Here is a 16,904-nt window from a genome sequence, read left to right on the forward strand (position 1 = left end):
CGGTACAAGGCTGGTATGACATCATTGGAGAAAAAACCATAGCTGATGCAATTCTGGATAGACTCATACATCAATCTCACCGACTCGAATTACATGGAGAATCTATGAGAAAGAAAAGAGGAATAAACAAAGGGTAATATTTTAAGTATATTTGAACACTAATTAACAGATGAAAAAAAGTAGTTTTTGATGTAAAATGTAGGTGGTCATTTTGCTCCGGAATTAGGTGGTCATTTTGAATTGGAATCAGGTGCTCACTTTAAATTGGAATTGGGTGGTCAATATCACTGGAATTTGCACCTGACAAAGGAAGAGTATGAGAATCCTTTCCTTGTATTTAAAAAAGCATTTGCCGAGAAAACCATTGATGAATTCGAATTCTTCCTATTTGAAGTTATACACCTGTCACTGTCTCGATGCATCGAAGAATTTGATTATGACTTGATCACACCCTACATATATTTAATCAAAATGCTGGATGCAACTCAGCTTATGCGTGAAAGAGGGATTGAAAAGATCAAAAATAATGTACAGTCTTAAAGATAACATCTCCAGTAACGGAATATAATATCTGCACATTCTCAACTTTAAAAACTATAATTTTTTTAATATGAAAAACAATAAAAATTTTAAGAAAGAAAAAACACTTGTAAAATCAACAGAACAGGCAAAGACAGTACTGCATATGCTCCTGCAGAATTCAAAAAAGAATCTCGAAAGCGGGATTTCTGAACTTCTGGGTAAATTGAGAAATCCCAAACTCGATTTATTACTTGACCGATATCCCGACCTTTTGCAGGAATACGATTTGGAAGAATTGCTTTCAGATGATCTTGAAATCATTGATGCGGAGATACAGGATTTAAAGACAGCAGGACTGCTGTCGTGCCTTCAATTACTAATACATTTTTGTTATGAATTAAAAGAAAATCCAAATCCAGCTGATAAGTGTTTTGACAGCCTCAGGTATATTTTAAAGTCAATTACCTGTTCCCAGTTTGTACATGAACTGCTCTATGTTGTTATATCGCTGGTTGGAACAGACTACTACCAAAAGTTTCAGCAGAGAATACAAAACTTAAATTTTGATTCAGAAAGCGCAATAGAACTGGAAAGCGATCCTGAACTGAATGAGCATATTGATCTGATGACATGGTTTGCGTTAGTGAGGCTATTTTTAGAATCGGTTTATACTTATTTCAACAGTTCAGATAAAAACTTCAAAAACACGACATGATGAAAACTTCAAAAAGTCCACTATTTAAATAATTAATCGATTTAAAATTAAGATTATGGAAAAAGATAAAATCAAATTAAATGAGTTCATAGAGAACCCAGAGCATTATTTTGTATTGCTCAAGCCGGCATTAGAAACAAGAAATGATATACACATTATTGAAATTAGTGTAGAAGGATATAGAGATCTATTTTGTATGATAATGGATTTGCTTAAAACAGCAAAATTTGCTTTAGACGGAATTGAAGTCAGTATTGAAAACACAAAAAATACTGAAAGATATGTTGGAAGTCTTTTAAGAATAATAGAAATGCTGATTCCATTGGAAGAAGCGGAATTACTGGATATGCTTTACCTAAAACATTTAAATGAAAAAAATAAGAGTGATTCCAATTAACCTGTTTCCAATTGTAATTTTAATAAAACGGCGACTTTGGAGACGTTTTTCCAGCCCCCTGCAAGGGCAAGTTGTTTTGAGATGCTGAATTCATTTCAAGCATCTCAAAACACAACTTGCTGGTTTCCTGCGAAACCATTTTTAGAAATAGATTTAATTGAAAGGGCTTGATGCCCTTTTTTTGATTTTTTCGATAATTTAAAAAGTGATTTATAGCAAACACATTTAAGGTTACAAATAGATTGAAGGTGATAATAAGTTTCTTTTGTTTAAGGTTGTTCTTAAAAACACCTTACCAATACACGCAGTATCGTTTGTTTTTGCAGTTTGTTAGCTATTGAATTGTGTAAAGTATCTGTAAAACTATAAAAGCAGTAAGGCTGTTTTTACATACATATGCTTTTACATACATATGCTTTTACATGAATATGCTTTTATTTGAATATGCTTTTACGCATAGGCAAGAATACATATTTGAACACAGGCACATATTTGTATGTAAATATTCAAGCTTTCAAATATTGCTGTATGTGCATATGTAAAGCCATAAATATAAATTCAAAAGAAAACAGAAAAACCATAAAAAAGAAAAAGAAAGCAATTTAACAGGGCTGGCATTAAACTTAGCAAAAGGAAACGGAATAAGTCCCGCAAGGGTGGCTTGTGAGGAACGAGCAAGACATTATGCCGTAGTCTTTTGCTAAGTTTAATGCCTGGCCTAACTTCGTTTTCTTTTTATTTATTTGTTCGTAAGAATGGCTTATGGTCTAAAAACTAGATCCAGTGGTAGGGTTTATCCTTACGGTTAAGATAGCAGTACATCTCTTCCTTTTTAAGTTCAGGAAATAATTTTAAAGCCTTGTCAATGGCATAATTAGGAAGAAAATAAATTTCGTCACGAATCGCTTTTACCACCTTTTTAAGGCCGTAGAAACGAACAATTTCGTCGATTTCTTCTTGTCCTCCACGCTCTACGATACGGGCAATAATAGTTTTATAGGCTCTCTCAAAGTCCATTGCATCTATGTCGAAATCCCAAAAAAATACTGGGTTTAGATTTGGGATTGCCTTATTTTTTTTAACTCGTGCCATGAAGTAAATATACGATTTTTTATCTTCTTATTCAAACGCTTAGTGTCTAAATCCACGTCCTTTATTGGGTGGAGGAATTTGATTTTTTGATTCAGAAAATAAAATGGAAGGATTGAAAACTGCTTTTTTTAACCGCTGGGTCATTTTATTCCAATTGGTTTCTTTGCCTTTGATGAGTTTGACTTTTTCTTCTTTGTCTATATTGCTATGATCCATTAATGCAAGGGCAGCCAGTCTGGGATTTCCGTTATATTTGTTTTGGTAAGCTTCTAAATAGGTCTTAAGGGGATGGTGTTCCAAAAGAAAATACATGTCAACAAAGTCTTTTATCCTCGTGCCGTTTTGGAAAATCGCATGAAGCTTCATGGCACCGATGTCATATAAAGATACCAACCGTATTCCTTCTTCATTCTGAACAGGTTCGTGCCATGGATATTTATGGGCGAGAATGTCTACCTTGACACTGCCTATATCCAAAAGCATTGTATTTTCAAGTATCTGCCTGATCTTTACCGAGTGCTGATTTTCTAAATGGGTAAGTATGGCTTGCTCGTCAAAATCTTTCGTAGTGAACAGATCCAAATCGATACTTAATCTATGGCCAATCATTAGGCTGAGAGCTGTTCCTCCAACAAGGTTAAAATCTTTCAATTTTTCATCTTTCATGAGTCTTTGAAGAAGTTCCCACATCTCTTTGGTAACTGTTTCTTTGTAAAGCATAATTTCACGTTTTTCATGAAATTAATCCCGAAAGCGAGGACGCTCTTACAAGGTGTCCTGTCGTGGCTTTATTTGACAGCCGATTTCCAATGTTAAAGGTTTAGACTGGGTTAGGAACAAATAAGCCAAATGCTTCCAAGTGCTTCCAAAAACTTCCAAATTGGAGTTTAATTGCCATTTATCAGATATATTGGTTTTAAGTAATACGATTGATCATGGAAAATGAAGAAAAAAAGAATCGGAATAAAGGAGGCAGACCTGCCAAAATAGATCCCGCCGTCCACCGCTATTCTATCAGTCTTAATGATGAAGAAAACGCCCACTTTCTCACTCTTTTTGAAACCTCAGGAATGCATGTAATGGCGCACTTTATAACAGCGTGTGTTTTTCAAAAAGGGATCAAAACAATTAAGATTGATAAAGCGACAATGGATTATTATATGCGCCTGACCTCTTTTTATAGCCAGTTTAGGGCAATCGGGGTAAATTACAATCAGGTTGTGAAGATTCTATATCAAAAATTTTCCGAAAAGAAAGCTTCGGCATATATGTACAAATTGGAAAAGCAGACCGCAGAATTTGCCGTTTTATCCCAAAAGATCATATCACTCACCAAGGAATTTGAAGAAAAGCACTTGGAAAAATAGGAATTTCCAATGTTTTACATTTTCTAACAATGCCAAATAAAGTCATTATATTCCTTTGAAAACAATAAAAAGCTGAGATATACTTTTACTTTTTAAATTCGCTTTAACACTTTAATTAGATTGGTGTCTTAATTACATCAATGCCATTTGGCATTGGTGTAGAAATCTTTTATATGTCCTGACAGGGGAATACAAATGAACGATGCAGTTTATTTAAATAATGATGACTAAATTTTAGACGCAATGAAAAACGGTAAGCTAATAAAGTTTATAGAAGTTATATTAAATTTTGATGAACGGCTGCGATTATTAGAAAATCTAATTAGTACAAGTGACCAGGAAAACAAAATACAATACGTTTCATCAAAAGAAAAATGTAAATCCTGTTACAGCAAAATTGATTTTGCCCAGCTGTTTTATATTTTAATGGATGAAGGTTTATTGTTTTTTGATGCTGCAGACGAAAAAAGTAATAGAAGTAAGTTTCAGTTTTTTCTCGAAAATAATTTTACATATGCCGGCGATGAGGGCGGGCAGTCGAAAATTAAGTCGATCAGTAGACAATTCTCCGAATGCAAAGGTTATACCTATAAAGAGAAGCAGATTACATTTTTAGAAGAACTCATTACAAAAATGGAGGAAAGAAAAAGAAGACTTCAGAGCTGGTAAGAGCTTGTAAAAATAGTTTAGTGTCAAAATTTAAATCTTTAGTTATGACAAAAAAAGAAAGAAAACTCTCTTTTGTAATGAGAGTAAAACAATTAATAGAGCCTGTACTGGTGAGGCTGGAAACAATTGATTCAAAAATCAGCGGACAGGGTAAAGGCGTGATACCTGTATATTACAGAAATGAAGATTTAAAAAAGATATTTGGATTGTCTAGCAATACTATTATAAAATACAGGCAGACAGGAATACTTCCATTTACTAAACTAGGGGATATATTTCTGTACGATGCTGCAAAAATAGATAAAATTCTTCATGAAAATAATGGCTAATAAAATTGTGTATAGTCCCTACAATATCAAAGAAAAGGCTCCAAATTTGGAGCCTTTTCTTTGATAATTTTACTTGTACTTTAGTTTCAGTTTCTCCATATCTTCCATTATATTAACATCTAAAACTTTAGCATAGTGCTGTGTCTGCTTAATATTTGTATGCCCCATCATTGCAGAGACATGTTCCAGACGCACGCCATTTCCTAGCGTGACAGTAGTAGCAAAGGTATGTCTTGAAACGTACCAGGTCAGGTGTTTATTGATCTCGCATATATCCGCAATCTCCTTTAAGTAAGCATTCATCTTTTGATTTGAAATCTGCGGAAGCAACCCTATCTGTTTATTTTTATATTTTTTGATCACAGCCATGGCAGGAGGAAGCACGGGTACATTTTCCCTAATCGCAGTTTTTGTCCTGTTTGTCATTATCCAAAGGTTACCGTCATTGTCTTCGAAGAGATTTGCAGGGGTCAGGTTCAAAGCATCCACTGGTGCGTATCCTGTGTAGCAGCAAAAAAGAAATATGTCCCTGACTTTCTGTAGGCGCTCCATAAAGATTGGCTTTTCTTCAATAAGTTTAAGTTCCTGCTGGGTTAGAAATACCGCGTCCTTTACGTTTAATTTTCCGTCGTAGGCATCAAAGGGATTGCGGACAAACAAATCCATCCGTATACAATAGTTGCAGGCTGTTTTGTACATTTTCATATATTTAACCACAGAGTTGTTTTTTATTCCGACCTGCCCCTTAAATGAACTCTCGTACTTTAAGTATTCTTCAAGATTATAAACGAAAGAATTTGAAATTTCGCTGACCGGCATATCTTCTGCGGTATAATGTTTTTTCATAAACGCAGTCAAAAGCTCACCACTTCGTTTGTACTTCTGAAGAGATGCAGTTGACCTTTCACCTGCGTCCACTTTTCTTTTGAAGAATTTGTTATGCCGTTGCATAACTTCATTGATTGTTGTTTTACTTGTTTGGATTTTAGATTTTCCTGTAAGTTCGGCTTTAAGCATTTCTAAAGATACCTCGGGATCAATGTTGAAAAGGTGGTTAAATTTTTTCTCGACATTAAGGCGGTATAATTCAAGATAATTTTTAAGGATCTTTTCTTTTTCGAGTCGCAGCAGATTCCTGAGGTTGTTGGTGTAAATCCATCTTTCTTTGGAAATAGTTTTTCCTGTGCTGAGAGAAACTCTTTTGGTTTTGTAGGTAATGCGCGCAAATATGGAGCATTCTCCGTTTTTATCTGCTTTTTCGGATTTAAGGTAAAAAATTACTTTTAACATGTTTTCTAGTTTTTAAATTAATACTCAAATTGATTTAAAAATTTTGAAGGACACCTTTGTTTACAGGGAATTCCCGGGGAATTCTTTCAATTTAGTACACTTTTTTTTGACGCAAAAATCAAAAAAATAAAAGTGTACTAAAAAGTGTACCACGCTTTGCTCTAATATGTGTTTTTTGACATATTGTAAAAAAGAAAAAACCCTTTAAATACTAGTATTTAAAGGGTTTTGATATTTAAAGTTTCTTTTGAAACTTATACTGGCGGAGAAAGAGGGATTCGAACCCCCGGACCTGTTACAGTCAACAGTTTTCAAGACTGCCGCATTCGACCGCTCTGCCATTTCTCCAGTATGTCGCTTTCATTACCTGATTGCGAGTGCAAATATAGCAACCTTTTTCGATTTACAAAACCTTTTACACTTAAAAATAGCAAAAAAATAATGGGTCTTTTTTAATCATTTCATTATCTTGGTTTTACAATCTAAAAAAGTAAAATAATTTTATTAGAACCGTACATATTCTGTTATTTCCAGGCCATATCCAATCATTCCTACTCGTTTTGTCTGTTGGGCATTTGAAACCAATCTTATTTTTGAAATATCAATGTCATGAAGGATTTGAGCCCCAATCCCAAAATCTTTGCTATCAATAATTATTTTTGGAGCTTTCATAACTCCTTGCGTTTGTAGTGCTTTGAGTTCAGAGATTCTACTAAGCAAATTAATCGATTGCATGTCTTGGTTAATAAAAATCACAGCACCTTTACCATGTTCATTGATAACTTTGAACATATCATCCAGTTGCTGGTCTGCATTATTGGTTAAGGTACCCAGTAAGTCGTTATTAACCTGAGAAGAATTTATTCTTGTCAGTACAGATTCACCCAAATTCCAGGTGCCTTTTGTTAGGGCAATATGAATTTGTTTGTTGGTTGTTTGTTGATAAGCTCTCAATCGGAATGTTCCAAATCGAGTTTCTACTTCAAAGTCTTCTTTTTTTACAATCAGGCTGTCGTGTTGCATTCTGTACGCTACTAAATCTTCAATTGAAACTAATTTTAAATTGAATTTTTTAGCTACTTCAACTAGTTCCGGTAATCGTGCCATGCTTCCGTCTTCGTTCATGATTTCGCAAATGACACCTGCAGATTTAAAACCGGCCAGTCTTGCAAAATCAATGGCAGCTTCGGTGTGTCCAGTTCTTCTTAAAACACCACCTTGTTTAGCTACCAAGGGAAAAATGTGCCCAGGTCTTGCTAATTCAAAGGGTTTAGTGCTTGGGCTGACTAATGCCAAAACTGTCTTAGCCCTGTCTCCAGCTGAAATCCCTGTCGTTACTCCATTTCCTTTCAAATCTACCGAGACAGTAAAAGCTGTTTCCATGTGATCAGTATTGTTGGTGACCATGGCTTTTAATTCCAGTTCTTTACAACGGCTTTCGGTTAATGGAGCGCAAATCAATCCTCTGCCATGAGTGGCCATGAAATTAATCATTTCGGGTGTTACTTTTTCGGCGGCAGCCAAAAAATCACCCTCATTTTCCCGGTCTTCATCATCAACAACGATAATAATTTTTCCTTGACGAATATCTTCTATCGCTTCTTCAATTGTGTTGAGTACTATTTTATTTGTCTGCATTAAGGGTATTAATTTTGTGAGGGAAATATTTTTTTAATTACTTTTTGAAATGGAGCTAAAATGACATCCATGTTTATTAATCCGATATCGTTTGTAGCTCTATACGTTAATAAAATAGCCAAAGGAGTCAATATCATCGAGGAGAGCCAAGCTCCCATAAATGGCGTCATTCCATTTTCCTGTGCGATTCTTTTTCCAAAAGTATTTATAAAGTGGAACGTTATAAATATTAAAACCGCAAAAACTATTGGAAGTCCTAATCCTCCTTTTCTAATAATTGCGCCTAATGGAGCACCAATGAAAAACATCAAAAAGCAAGCGTACACAATTACAAATTTATCATAAAATGCTTGTAAATGCCTGTTGATATTTTTTTGTTTGTTTTCTAATTCGGTGTTACTGGTGTCAATAGCATAGGAGGTACTGGTAACATTACTGCTTGCGATTTTTAAAATGGCTAATTGTTCCTCCATCGTGTATAACGACAAAATATTGTTTGGAAGCGGTTTCGTTTTTTTTATCTGTGAAAATTTTTTATCAGCAGGGACTGCAATTTTGGTATTACTGTTTTCCGAAAATGAAATTATATCAGTTTTTAGATTCTTATTTAATGAATCCAATGTGTACCTAAGTTCATTAACAGTAAGCATTGTATTTGAATTAGAAACACTTTCGTTATTGACCTCCACTTTGTTAAGTTCGGATAAATCGATGTTAATGATCTGTTTTTTAAACGAACTTTTGGCAAAAGGCATTTTACTGCGCTCTTCGTATTTTTTCGGAACAATATCTTCATAATAATAACCATTATTCAGTACTAACTGTAGTATGCTCGACTGCTCACTACTAATTAATTCTCCGTCTTTGGCTTTTATTACTGTTTTACTTCCGTCACCAATATTTGATTTTTTGTGAATTGTGACCCCGGTGAGAACATTTCCGTTTTCCCCAGTCTTCTTATTTACCTTGATGTTATAAAACCCTACATCACTAAATTGTCCTTCAGTTATGGCCAAAGCGGGTTTTACCTGAGCTATATTTTTTCTGAAATTGATGAATTTGTACTCCGCATACGGAATCACATTGTTTGCAAACAAAAAGGCAATGATACTTAAAAAAAAGATAAAAACCGTTAAACTTCTCATGGCTCTTTGCAGCGATATCCCAGAAGATTTCATCGCCGCAAATTCATAATTTTCTGCCAGGTTTCCAAAAGTCATTATTGAAGATAACAATACTGAAAGCGGCAAAACAAGTGGCACTATTCGAGGCATGGAAAAGGCAAGGAATTTGACAATCATAAATATGTCCAAATCTTTACCCGCTAATTCAGCGATGAAAAGCCAGACTGTTTGAAGTATAAATATGAAAAAAAGGATTACAAATACGGTGGTAAATGTAGTCAGGAATGTTTTTAATAAGTATTTGTCAAGAATCTTCACCTAATTCATTAATCTAATTTGTTAACGTAGTAACTTGGATATTTACTTTCTGCAAATGTAAATTGATTTTTTGACAAAGGTTGATTGGTTTTAAAAGAATTAACCGTTAATGTGGTTTTTGTACCTTTTTTGCCTACTTCTATTAAGTTATAAATGTGTTTTGTTTGGATATCAATTCCTAGTAATACTTCTTTTCTTTGATCTTTTGCATTGGTGGGAACCAATTTTATATACTGTATTTTTCGTCCTTTTACATTCTGCAAAATATCCATACTGTACTTGTAGCCACTATTGAAAAAAGTCAGCATTTTTGAAGGTGTAATCGCATTATCATCTTTTTCATTCACAGTAGAGATGGTGATTTCTTCATCTTCAGGGACAATAGTATATGTTTTTTTACCATCAAAAATTTTAGTAACACCCATAAAATTCAAGACATACTGATTTCCTTTCATCGTTACATTTCCTTTGCTCTCCTGGTTGATGTTTTCTTTGTAATTATTTAATGAATATTTAAAATCAATTGCGATATTGTTATAACTTTTAACTTTTGCGGTAACTTGATCTAAAAGGTCTTTTGCTTTTTTATCTTGCGCCTGTATTGAAAAACTAAAAAGAAACATAGCCGTTAATAAGAGGAGTCTTTTCGCCATAATTTGCATAGTAATCTTTTTAGAATCTTGAATTTTTGATTTCATCGTATTATTTGTTTTGTTCATTGTTGAAAAATTGATCAAGAGAACTCATGTCCAGAATGTTCACACTTCGTGCTTTACTTCCTTCAAAAGGACCCACAATTCCGGCAGATTCAAGCTGATCAATTAATCGACCTGCTCTGTTGTAGCCTAATTTTAGTTTTCTTTGCAGCAATGAAGCCGATCCCTGTTGTGCATTGACAATGATTTCGGCAGCTTCTCTAAACAAAGTATCTCTGTCGGAGATATCCATATCAAGATTAATGCCACTTTCTTCTCCTACAAATTCGGGAAGCAAATAAGCAGTCGCATATGCTTTTTGTGAACCAATAAAATCAGTAATTTTTTCAACCTCAGGAGTGTCAATAAAGGCGCATTGAACACGCACCACATCATTTCCGTTAGTATAAAGCATATCACCGCGACCTATTAATTGATCCGCACCCTGAGTATCCAGAATGGTTCTGGAATCAATTTTTGAGGTAACTCTGAAAGCAATTCTCGCAGGGAAATTGGCTTTTATCAATCCCGTAATTACATTTACCGAAGGTCTTTGAGTCGCTATAATTAAATGAATTCCAATGGCTCGCGCGAGTTGAGCTAAACGGGCAATAGGAACTTCAACTTCTTTCCCGGCGGTCATAATCAAATCGGCAAACTCATCGACAACAAGAACGATGTAAGGTAAAAATCGGTGTCCGTTTTCAGGATTCAGTTTTCGAGCTTTAAATTTATCGTTATATTCTTTTATGTTACGCACCATGGCATCTTTCAACAAAGAATAACGGTTGTCCATTTCCACGCAAAGGGAATTCAACGTGTTGACTACTTTTGCATTATCGGTAATAATAGCGTCGTCCATATCCGGAAGTTTCGCTAAATAATGTCTTTCAATTTTATTAAAAAGCGTTAACTCTACTTTTTTGGGATCAACCAATACAAATTTAACTTCCGCTGGATGTTTTTTGTACAAAAGTGAAGTCAGTACGGCATTCAAACCAACCGATTTTCCTTGTCCAGTAGCACCAGCCATCAAAAGGTGAGGCATTTTGGCTAAATCAACGACAAAAGTTTCGTTCGAAATTGTTTTTCCAAGAGCGATCGGTAATTCCATTTCAGCTTCTTGAAATTTGGCCGAGCCAATAACACTTTTCATCGAAACCATCGTTGGATTCTTGTTAGGAACCTCGATTCCAATTGTCCCTTTTCCAGGAATAGGAGCAATGATACGAATTCCTAATGCTGAAAGTGAAAGTGCTATATCATCCTCCAGGCTTTTTATTTTAGAGATACGAATTCCTGCTTCCGGTACAATTTCATATAATGTAACCGATGGTCCAACGGTCGCTTTTATCTGTGCAATTTCTATTTTGTAATTGCGAAGTGTATCAACAATTCTATTTTTGTTTTCTTCTAATTCTTCTTGATTGATGGTAATTCCTCCGGTAGAATATTCTTTTAATAAATCAATTGTCGGGAATTTGTAATTGGATAAATCTAAAGTTGGGTCGAATAATCCAAAATCAGCAACCAATCGCGACGCAAGATTTTCTTCGATAATATCTTCTTCCGGAGCTGTTTCTATCACAAACGAATCGTCAGCATTTGAAATAACTTCTGTTGCTGGTACTGGGGTCACTTCCATTGCAAGCGGTTTAGTAACGGGCTCCATATTAATTTCTGATGAATTGGTAATGGTTGGTTTTAATGCTTCTTTGTTGATTTCGAATTGAGTGTCTTTTGTTTTTAAGTGAATATCGTCTACTTCTTCTTCCGAAACAGCAAATTCCTCCAAATTATATCCGCTTTTCGCAGTATTAAACGGATTAGTCGCAACAGCCTTCATCTCTTTTTTGGTACTATCAAAAAAGGACTGAATGCTTTCCGGAGAAAGTTTAATTTTGAAAATCACATAAATGATTAATCCAAACATCAAAATTAAAAGTGTTCCGGTCTTCCCAAGATAATCCTGCAGAAATAAGTTTAATTCATATCCAATTATACCACCTAATTCAGGTTCTGAAGTCGCAAAAAAGCCAAATAAAACCGATAAAATTATAATTACAAATAAATCCCAAAACCAAATATTCTTAAGCTTTCGCAAAGGAATTCCCAGAATCATGTACATTCCAGAAAGGAAAAATAAGCGGACAAATATAAATGCAGCAATCCCAAAACCTCTAAAAACAAGCAGATCCGCCAAATATGCGCCGAATTTCCCTAACCAATTCTCGACGGTTTCTGACCTATTTGATAATTCGCGAACAGCACTTTGATCTTGTTGTCCGTAAATGAAAAAGGAAATAAAGGCAAACAACAAAGCAATGGAAAATAAGACCATTAGGGAACCAAAAACAAATTTGTGTTGTTTGGTGATTCTGGCAGGATTACCAATATCAGCTTTAGTGCTACTCTTTTTATTTAAGGGGGCTGTTTTAGTTGTTTTTGCCATTCTTGAGTATAATTATACCTGTAATAATAGTGGTATATAAATGATTAAACCGATTGCGATTGCCGTCAAAGCAGCAAAAAATACTGCTCCTGCAGCTATGTCTTTGATGAATCCAATTCTTTCATGATAAGTGGGATGAATAAAATCGGCTATTTTCTCAACAGCAGTGTTCAAACCCTCAATACTCATCACTAAACCAATGGCTAAAGTCTGAAAAAGCCACTCTGTTTTGGAAATTCCAAAATATAACCCAGCGAAAATCATCAAAATTCCTATGGAAAATTGAACCATAACACTATGTTCCGTCTTGATTAATTTGAAGGCTCCCTTAAATGCATAAGAGATACTTTTTAATCTTCCGGTTAAGAAAGTATTGTCTTTTTGAAACTCCATCAAGCTGCGATTAAAGTAATGCTAAGGCAGCTTCGTAGTTAGGTTCATCTGCAATTTCAGTAACTTGTTCCGTATGTGTAATTATTCCGTTTTCATCAACAACAATAATAACTCTTGAGTGTAATCCGGCCAATGGTCCGTCGGTCATTTCTAAACCGTTTGCTTTACCAAAACTTCCTTCAGAAAAATCAGATAAATTCACGACATTTTCAAGTCCTTCCGCACCGCAAAAGCGTTTTTGGGCAAATGGTAAATCTCTTGAAACACATAAAACAGTAGTGTTTTCTAATGTACTCGCGCTTTCGTTGAATTTTCGAACAGATGCTGCACAAGTTCCGGTATCTATACTAGGAAAAATATTTAATACTAATTTTTTACCTGCAAAATCATGTAATGATGCTATAGATAAATCTGTTTTAACTAATTTAAAATCAGCGATTTTTGTGCCTATTTTTGGTAATTCTCCTGAAGTTTGAATTGGATTTCCTCCTAATGTTATCGAAGCCATAGTGTTTGTTTTTTGTGAGGTTCAAAAGTATGAAAATTATTTAAGAATTTGTCTTCAAATTATGGTTTAAAGTTTACCATTTTAATCAAATTATTAACTGTAAATTTATATCGTCTTTTCGCTTTATTGAATAAAAAAACGCACTCGTTGCGGAGTGCGTTTTTTTAGAATTAAATAACAAAATCTTTTATTTATCGATAGAACCCAAAACACGTTTCATGAAACTGTTTAAAGCTTCTTTTTTGTCAGTTCCGGTTTTAACTAATTTGTTTACTTCTAATGCGCCGTACATATTAGAAATTAATTCCCCTATGACATCTAATTCTTCATCTTTCAACGACGAAATTTCAGTCATTGCTTCCAGAACTTCGATTGTTTCGATGATATAATCTTCATCATTATCTTCTATAAACTGCGTTAAATGCTTTATTACGGGTAATTTCATATTTAGACTTCTTAGATTTTTAGATATTTAGATATTTAGATATTTAGATCTTTAGAATTTTAGACTTCTTAAATTCTTTAAATTTTTGAGTAAAAGATTCAAGGAATCTATTATTTAAAAGTCTAAAAATCTAAGCTAGTCTAATGATCTAATTAAACTATTTCGTTCACTAATTCAATTAGCACTTCTTGTTTATTTGTTTGTGTTTCGCTTACCAGTTTTCCATTTACAAAAGTGGCAAAAGTAGGTAAATTACTAACATTCGCTAATTTTCTGGATTCAGGAAAATTTTCAGCATCAACAAGAGCAAAAGTAATTGTTTCGTTTTCAGAAGCTAATTTTTTGAATTTTGGCTTCATAATTCGGCAATTACCGCACCATGAGGCCGAAAATTGAACCACTACTTTTTCGTCTTTTGCAATTAAATCCTGTAACGTATCTTCGGTTAATTCGATTAACATATTTTTTAAATTTAAAAATGCAATTGCAATAACAACACTCAATATTATTAATTGAAATTTGATATTGCAATTAACATTGTTTTTGAATTAGTTTAAACTTAAGTATTCAGCAGTACTTTTTCTGTCAGCACTCATTGCTTCTTTTCCGGCTTCCCAGTTTGCAGGACAAACTTCTCCTTTTTCCTGAATGTGCGTGTAAGCATCAACCATACGTAAATATTCATTTACATTACGACCCAATGGCATATCGTTTACACTTTCGTGGAAAATTTTTCCAGTTTCGTCAATTAGGTAAGTAGCTCTGTAAGTAACGTTAGATCCTTCGATAATAATAGAATCTGTTTCTTCGCTGTAACCCGTTTCTTCAATATCAAGAATTCCTAGTATGTTTGATAAGTTTCTGTTGGTATCTGCAAGGATTGGGTACGTAACGCCTTCGATTCCACCGTTATTTTTTGCAGTATTTAACCAAGCAAAGTGTACCTCATTAGTATCACAAGATGCACCTATTACAATTGTATTTCTTTTTTCGAATTCTGGTAAAGCAGCTTGAAAAGCATGTAATTCAGTTGGGCAAACGAATGTAAAATCTTTCGGATACCAAAATAAAAGTACTTTTTTGTTGTTATTTACAGCTTCTTCGAAAATGTTGATTTTTAAATTATCACCCATTTCAGAGATAGCGTCTACTGCAATACTTGGGAATTTTTTACCTACTAATGACATATTATTTACTTTTTTGATTGTTTTTTTGTTGGTGCAAAAGTAGTCTATATAAAAGGTTTCAAACAATAACATTTGATTATAAATTCTTATTTAACAATAGAAATTTACTATGTAATAATTTTTGAAATTTCAAAACCTTTATTTAATATAGTTAATCTCTACAGGCAGAGTTCCTTTGCATTTTGTGTCCGATAAAAGTTGTTCAGCAGCGACTTTCTGAAATTCTGAAAAATCCTGATACATTTGAATGATTCCTGAAGCATTTTTAAGTTTTGGAATAATTTGCAACACATAAGGATTTCCAAAAACATATAAAACACATTTTTGCGTACTAAATAAGTTTCCTAAAAACTGAAGTACAGAATCTTCAATGTCAAAATTATTTAAAGGTTTTGCTTTTGGAACAAATAAGGAGACAATCACAGTATCATACTTGATTAATTCTGTTTTTAATTCATCCAATATCAAATCTCCGCCAGTTTCATAACTAAATTCCGGTGAAGACAAAGCATTAGACAAGCTCCTGAAAAATTCGTTGTCTGAATTTTTATAGATGCTTATTTTGGCAAGAGTTCCGGTGTTTTTGGCATCAAAAACCGTCACAGTATTGTTGTTGTCTTTTATTTTTGTAATACAATTTTGAGCAATTTTTAGATTCAATTTAGAAGTCGCTTCAAAATTAAAATCAGTTTCAGAAAGGTTTGGTAAACTTAGTATTTTATCCACAATTCCTGCTTTTTGTTTGCATTTCAAAATGCGTTGAAAACTGGCTTCAATTCTTTCAGGTTTTGCATTTTTTAGTATTTCCTGGATGCCTTCCGGAACATTTTCGGCGAAGCACAACACATCATTTCCGGCATTAAAAGCTTCCCACTCCAATTGTCCTTTTTGGTCATATAATTTGGAAACGCTGTGCATATTCAACGCATCCGAAATAATCAATCCGTCGTAGCCTAATTGCTTTCGCAAAAGTGTTTCAATCACTGATTTTGATAAGGTTGCCGAAGTGTCTTTTCCTTCGTTCAAAGCAGGAACAGCCAAATGACCAATCATAATCGAATCGACATCATTCTCGATTCCTTTTAGGAACGGAACTAGTTCATTGGCTAATAATTCTTCCAATGTTTCTTTTAAAATCGGTAATCCTAAATGCGAATCAACATTGGTATTTCCGTGTCCTGGAAAATGTTTGAGACATCCTAAAATCCCGACATCATTCATTCCTCTAAGATATTCCAGCGCAAAATCAGCTACTTTTTCTTTATTTTGACCAAAAGAACGGTACCCAATTACAGGATTATTTGGATTATTATTGATATCCGCCAACGGCGCCAAATTATAATGGATTCCAACTGATTGTAAGTCCAAACCAATTTGTTTTCCAACTTCGTAAACCAAATTTTTTTCGCTGTTTGGTAATGCGCCAAGTGTAATCGCATACGGATATTGAGGTGTTTTTTCGACGCGCATTGCTAAACCCCATTCGGCATCAATGCTCATTAGTAAAGGAGTAGTTGCACAATTTTGATATCTGACGATGAGTTCTTTTAAACGTCGAAAACTGTCATCATTAAATACTATTTTTTTCTTGGTTTCATAATTCGTTGCAGCGCTGGCTCGGCTGTGAAAAAAAGTCAATCCACCTATATTATGTTCTTTGATTAAACGTTCGGTAGCTTGAATATTTTCTTCGGTATCATTGATGAAAACCGCAGGAAAGAAAAATTGTCCTATTTTTTGTTCTAATGTCATTTTGAAGTGAA

General features: G+C 34.1%; 20 protein-coding genes and 1 tRNA gene. 7 read left to right on the forward strand and 14 right to left on the reverse strand.

Annotated features, from left to right (window positions below):
- The 4 genes from E0F89_RS15400 to E0F89_RS15415 form a co-directional block, all read left to right on the forward strand.
- On the forward strand, positions 1-137 hold a 137-nt coding region (locus tag E0F89_RS15400), incomplete at its 5' end, for an ATP-binding protein (RefSeq protein ID WP_165930002.1).
- A gap of 103 nt (positions 138-240) precedes the next feature.
- On the forward strand, positions 241-540 hold the full coding sequence (locus tag E0F89_RS15405; RefSeq protein ID WP_207915826.1) for a hypothetical protein: 300 nt from the start codon (positions 241-243) through the stop codon (positions 538-540).
- Positions 541-610: 70 nt separating this feature from the next.
- Positions 611-1,237, forward strand: a complete 627-nt coding sequence (locus E0F89_RS15410) for a hypothetical protein (protein WP_131910624.1) — start codon at positions 611-613, stop codon at positions 1,235-1,237.
- 55 nt (positions 1,238-1,292) lie between these two features.
- Positions 1,293-1,634: a hypothetical protein gene (locus tag E0F89_RS15415; RefSeq protein WP_131910625.1), complete on the forward strand. Its 342-nt coding sequence runs from the start codon at positions 1,293-1,295 to the stop codon at positions 1,632-1,634.
- A gap of 774 nt (positions 1,635-2,408) precedes the next feature.
- Here the strand turns inward: E0F89_RS15415 and E0F89_RS15420 are convergent.
- On the reverse strand, positions 2,409-2,726 hold the full coding sequence (locus E0F89_RS15420; RefSeq protein ID WP_131910626.1) for a DUF6922 domain-containing protein: 318 nt from the start codon (positions 2,724-2,726) through the stop codon (positions 2,409-2,411).
- A 39-nt stretch (positions 2,727-2,765) separates the two neighbouring features.
- Positions 2,766-3,446 (reverse strand): nucleotidyl transferase AbiEii/AbiGii toxin family protein, encoded by a 681-nt coding sequence (locus E0F89_RS15425; RefSeq protein ID WP_131910627.1) that lies wholly within the window; start codon positions 3,444-3,446, stop codon positions 2,766-2,768.
- A 215-nt stretch (positions 3,447-3,661) separates the two neighbouring features.
- Here E0F89_RS15425 and mobA point away from each other — a divergent pair, with 215 nt between their 5' ends.
- From mobA to E0F89_RS15440, 3 genes are all read left to right on the forward strand, one after another.
- Positions 3,662-4,093: a conjugal transfer protein MobA gene (gene mobA, locus E0F89_RS15430; RefSeq protein WP_131910628.1), complete on the forward strand. Its 432-nt coding sequence runs from the start codon at positions 3,662-3,664 to the stop codon at positions 4,091-4,093.
- Positions 4,094-4,336: 243 nt separating this feature from the next.
- On the forward strand, positions 4,337-4,762 hold the full coding sequence (locus E0F89_RS15435; RefSeq protein WP_131910629.1) for a hypothetical protein: 426 nt from the start codon (positions 4,337-4,339) through the stop codon (positions 4,760-4,762).
- 44 nt (positions 4,763-4,806) lie between these two features.
- A complete protein-coding gene (locus tag E0F89_RS15440) occupies positions 4,807-5,091 on the forward strand; it encodes a MerR family transcriptional regulator (RefSeq protein ID WP_131910630.1) in 285 nt (94 codons plus the stop codon).
- A 69-nt stretch (positions 5,092-5,160) separates the two neighbouring features.
- Here the strand turns inward: E0F89_RS15440 and E0F89_RS15445 are convergent, their stop codons facing one another.
- The 12 genes from E0F89_RS15445 to E0F89_RS15500 form a co-directional block, all read right to left on the reverse strand.
- Positions 5,161-6,381, reverse strand: coding sequence for a site-specific integrase (locus tag E0F89_RS15445; RefSeq protein ID WP_131910631.1), 1,221 nt, complete (start codon positions 6,379-6,381; stop codon positions 5,161-5,163).
- A 260-nt stretch (positions 6,382-6,641) separates the two neighbouring features.
- Positions 6,642-6,729, reverse strand: a tRNA-Ser gene (locus tag E0F89_RS15450).
- Positions 6,730-6,885: 156 nt separating this feature from the next.
- The gene (gene ribB, locus E0F89_RS15455) at positions 6,886-8,019 is read right to left on the reverse strand and encodes a 3,4-dihydroxy-2-butanone-4-phosphate synthase (protein WP_131910632.1); all 1,134 of its coding nucleotides are present in this window, start codon (positions 8,017-8,019) and stop codon (positions 6,886-6,888) included.
- Positions 8,020-8,027: 8 nt separating this feature from the next.
- Entirely contained in the window at positions 8,028-9,461 is a 1,434-nt protein-coding gene (locus E0F89_RS15460) for an LptF/LptG family permease (RefSeq protein WP_131910633.1), read from the reverse strand.
- Positions 9,462-9,469: 8 nt separating this feature from the next.
- Positions 9,470-10,159 (reverse strand): LolA family protein, encoded by a 690-nt coding sequence (locus E0F89_RS15465; protein WP_131910723.1) that lies wholly within the window; start codon positions 10,157-10,159, stop codon positions 9,470-9,472.
- Between the two features lie 4 nt (positions 10,160-10,163).
- On the reverse strand, positions 10,164-12,608 hold the full coding sequence (locus E0F89_RS15470; protein WP_131910634.1) for a DNA translocase FtsK: 2,445 nt from the start codon (positions 12,606-12,608) through the stop codon (positions 10,164-10,166).
- A gap of 12 nt (positions 12,609-12,620) precedes the next feature.
- On the reverse strand, positions 12,621-13,001 hold the full coding sequence (locus E0F89_RS15475; RefSeq protein WP_131910635.1) for a diacylglycerol kinase family protein: 381 nt from the start codon (positions 12,999-13,001) through the stop codon (positions 12,621-12,623).
- 10 nt (positions 13,002-13,011) lie between these two features.
- Positions 13,012-13,509, reverse strand: coding sequence for a thiol peroxidase (gene tpx, locus E0F89_RS15480; protein WP_131910636.1), 498 nt, complete (start codon positions 13,507-13,509; stop codon positions 13,012-13,014).
- Positions 13,510-13,696: 187 nt separating this feature from the next.
- The gene (locus E0F89_RS15485; RefSeq protein WP_131910637.1) at positions 13,697-13,954 is read right to left on the reverse strand and encodes a DUF6952 family protein; all 258 of its coding nucleotides are present in this window, start codon (positions 13,952-13,954) and stop codon (positions 13,697-13,699) included.
- 152 nt (positions 13,955-14,106) lie between these two features.
- Positions 14,107-14,415, reverse strand: coding sequence for a thioredoxin family protein (locus E0F89_RS15490; protein WP_131910638.1), 309 nt, complete (start codon positions 14,413-14,415; stop codon positions 14,107-14,109).
- Between the two features lie 87 nt (positions 14,416-14,502).
- The gene (locus E0F89_RS15495; RefSeq protein ID WP_131910639.1) at positions 14,503-15,141 is read right to left on the reverse strand and encodes a peroxiredoxin; all 639 of its coding nucleotides are present in this window, start codon (positions 15,139-15,141) and stop codon (positions 14,503-14,505) included.
- Between the two features lie 138 nt (positions 15,142-15,279).
- A complete protein-coding gene (locus tag E0F89_RS15500; RefSeq protein WP_131910640.1) occupies positions 15,280-16,893 on the reverse strand; it encodes a glycoside hydrolase family 3 protein in 1,614 nt (537 codons plus the stop codon).
- Positions 16,894-16,904 lie beyond the last annotated feature (11 nt).

Origin of the sequence: Flavobacterium caseinilyticum (genome assembly GCF_004349085.1) — a bacterium.
Lineage (GTDB): Bacteria > Bacteroidota > Bacteroidia > Flavobacteriales > Flavobacteriaceae > Flavobacterium > Flavobacterium caseinilyticum.

What these genes read in the sequence shown, in the direction of transcription:
- E0F89_RS15410 (WP_131910624.1), top strand. Translation starts at nt 611, where the DNA reads ATGAAAAACAATAAAAATTTTAAGAAAGAAAAAACACTTGTAAAATCA.
- E0F89_RS15420 (WP_131910626.1), bottom strand. Translation starts at nt 2,726, where the DNA reads ATGGCACGAGTTAAAAAAAATAAGGCAATCCCAAATCTAAACCCAGTA.
- E0F89_RS15500 (WP_131910640.1), bottom strand. Translation starts at nt 16,893, where the DNA reads ATGACATTAGAACAAAAAATAGGACAATTTTTCTTTCCTGCGGTTTTC.
- E0F89_RS15485 (WP_131910637.1), bottom strand. Translation starts at nt 13,954, where the DNA reads ATGAAATTACCCGTAATAAAGCATTTAACGCAGTTTATAGAAGATAAT.
- E0F89_RS15490 (WP_131910638.1), bottom strand. Translation starts at nt 14,415, where the DNA reads ATGTTAATCGAATTAACCGAAGATACGTTACAGGATTTAATTGCAAAA.
- E0F89_RS15445 (WP_131910631.1), bottom strand. Translation starts at nt 6,381, where the DNA reads ATGTTAAAAGTAATTTTTTACCTTAAATCCGAAAAAGCAGATAAAAAC.
- mobA (WP_131910628.1), top strand. Translation starts at nt 3,662, where the DNA reads ATGGAAAATGAAGAAAAAAAGAATCGGAATAAAGGAGGCAGACCTGCC.
- ribB (WP_131910632.1), bottom strand. Translation starts at nt 8,019, where the DNA reads ATGCAGACAAATAAAATAGTACTCAACACAATTGAAGAAGCGATAGAA.
- E0F89_RS15465 (WP_131910723.1), bottom strand. Translation starts at nt 10,159, where the DNA reads ATGAAATCAAAAATTCAAGATTCTAAAAAGATTACTATGCAAATTATG.
- E0F89_RS15440 (WP_131910630.1), top strand. Translation starts at nt 4,807, where the DNA reads ATGACAAAAAAAGAAAGAAAACTCTCTTTTGTAATGAGAGTAAAACAA.
- E0F89_RS15470 (WP_131910634.1), bottom strand. Translation starts at nt 12,608, where the DNA reads ATGGCAAAAACAACTAAAACAGCCCCCTTAAATAAAAAGAGTAGCACT.
- tpx (WP_131910636.1), bottom strand. Translation starts at nt 13,509, where the DNA reads ATGGCTTCGATAACATTAGGAGGAAATCCAATTCAAACTTCAGGAGAA.
- E0F89_RS15415 (WP_131910625.1), top strand. Translation starts at nt 1,293, where the DNA reads ATGGAAAAAGATAAAATCAAATTAAATGAGTTCATAGAGAACCCAGAG.
- E0F89_RS15495 (WP_131910639.1), bottom strand. Translation starts at nt 15,141, where the DNA reads ATGTCATTAGTAGGTAAAAAATTCCCAAGTATTGCAGTAGACGCTATC.
- E0F89_RS15435 (WP_131910629.1), top strand. Translation starts at nt 4,337, where the DNA reads ATGAAAAACGGTAAGCTAATAAAGTTTATAGAAGTTATATTAAATTTT.
- E0F89_RS15425 (WP_131910627.1), bottom strand. Translation starts at nt 3,446, where the DNA reads ATGCTTTACAAAGAAACAGTTACCAAAGAGATGTGGGAACTTCTTCAA.
- E0F89_RS15475 (WP_131910635.1), bottom strand. Translation starts at nt 13,001, where the DNA reads ATGGAGTTTCAAAAAGACAATACTTTCTTAACCGGAAGATTAAAAAGT.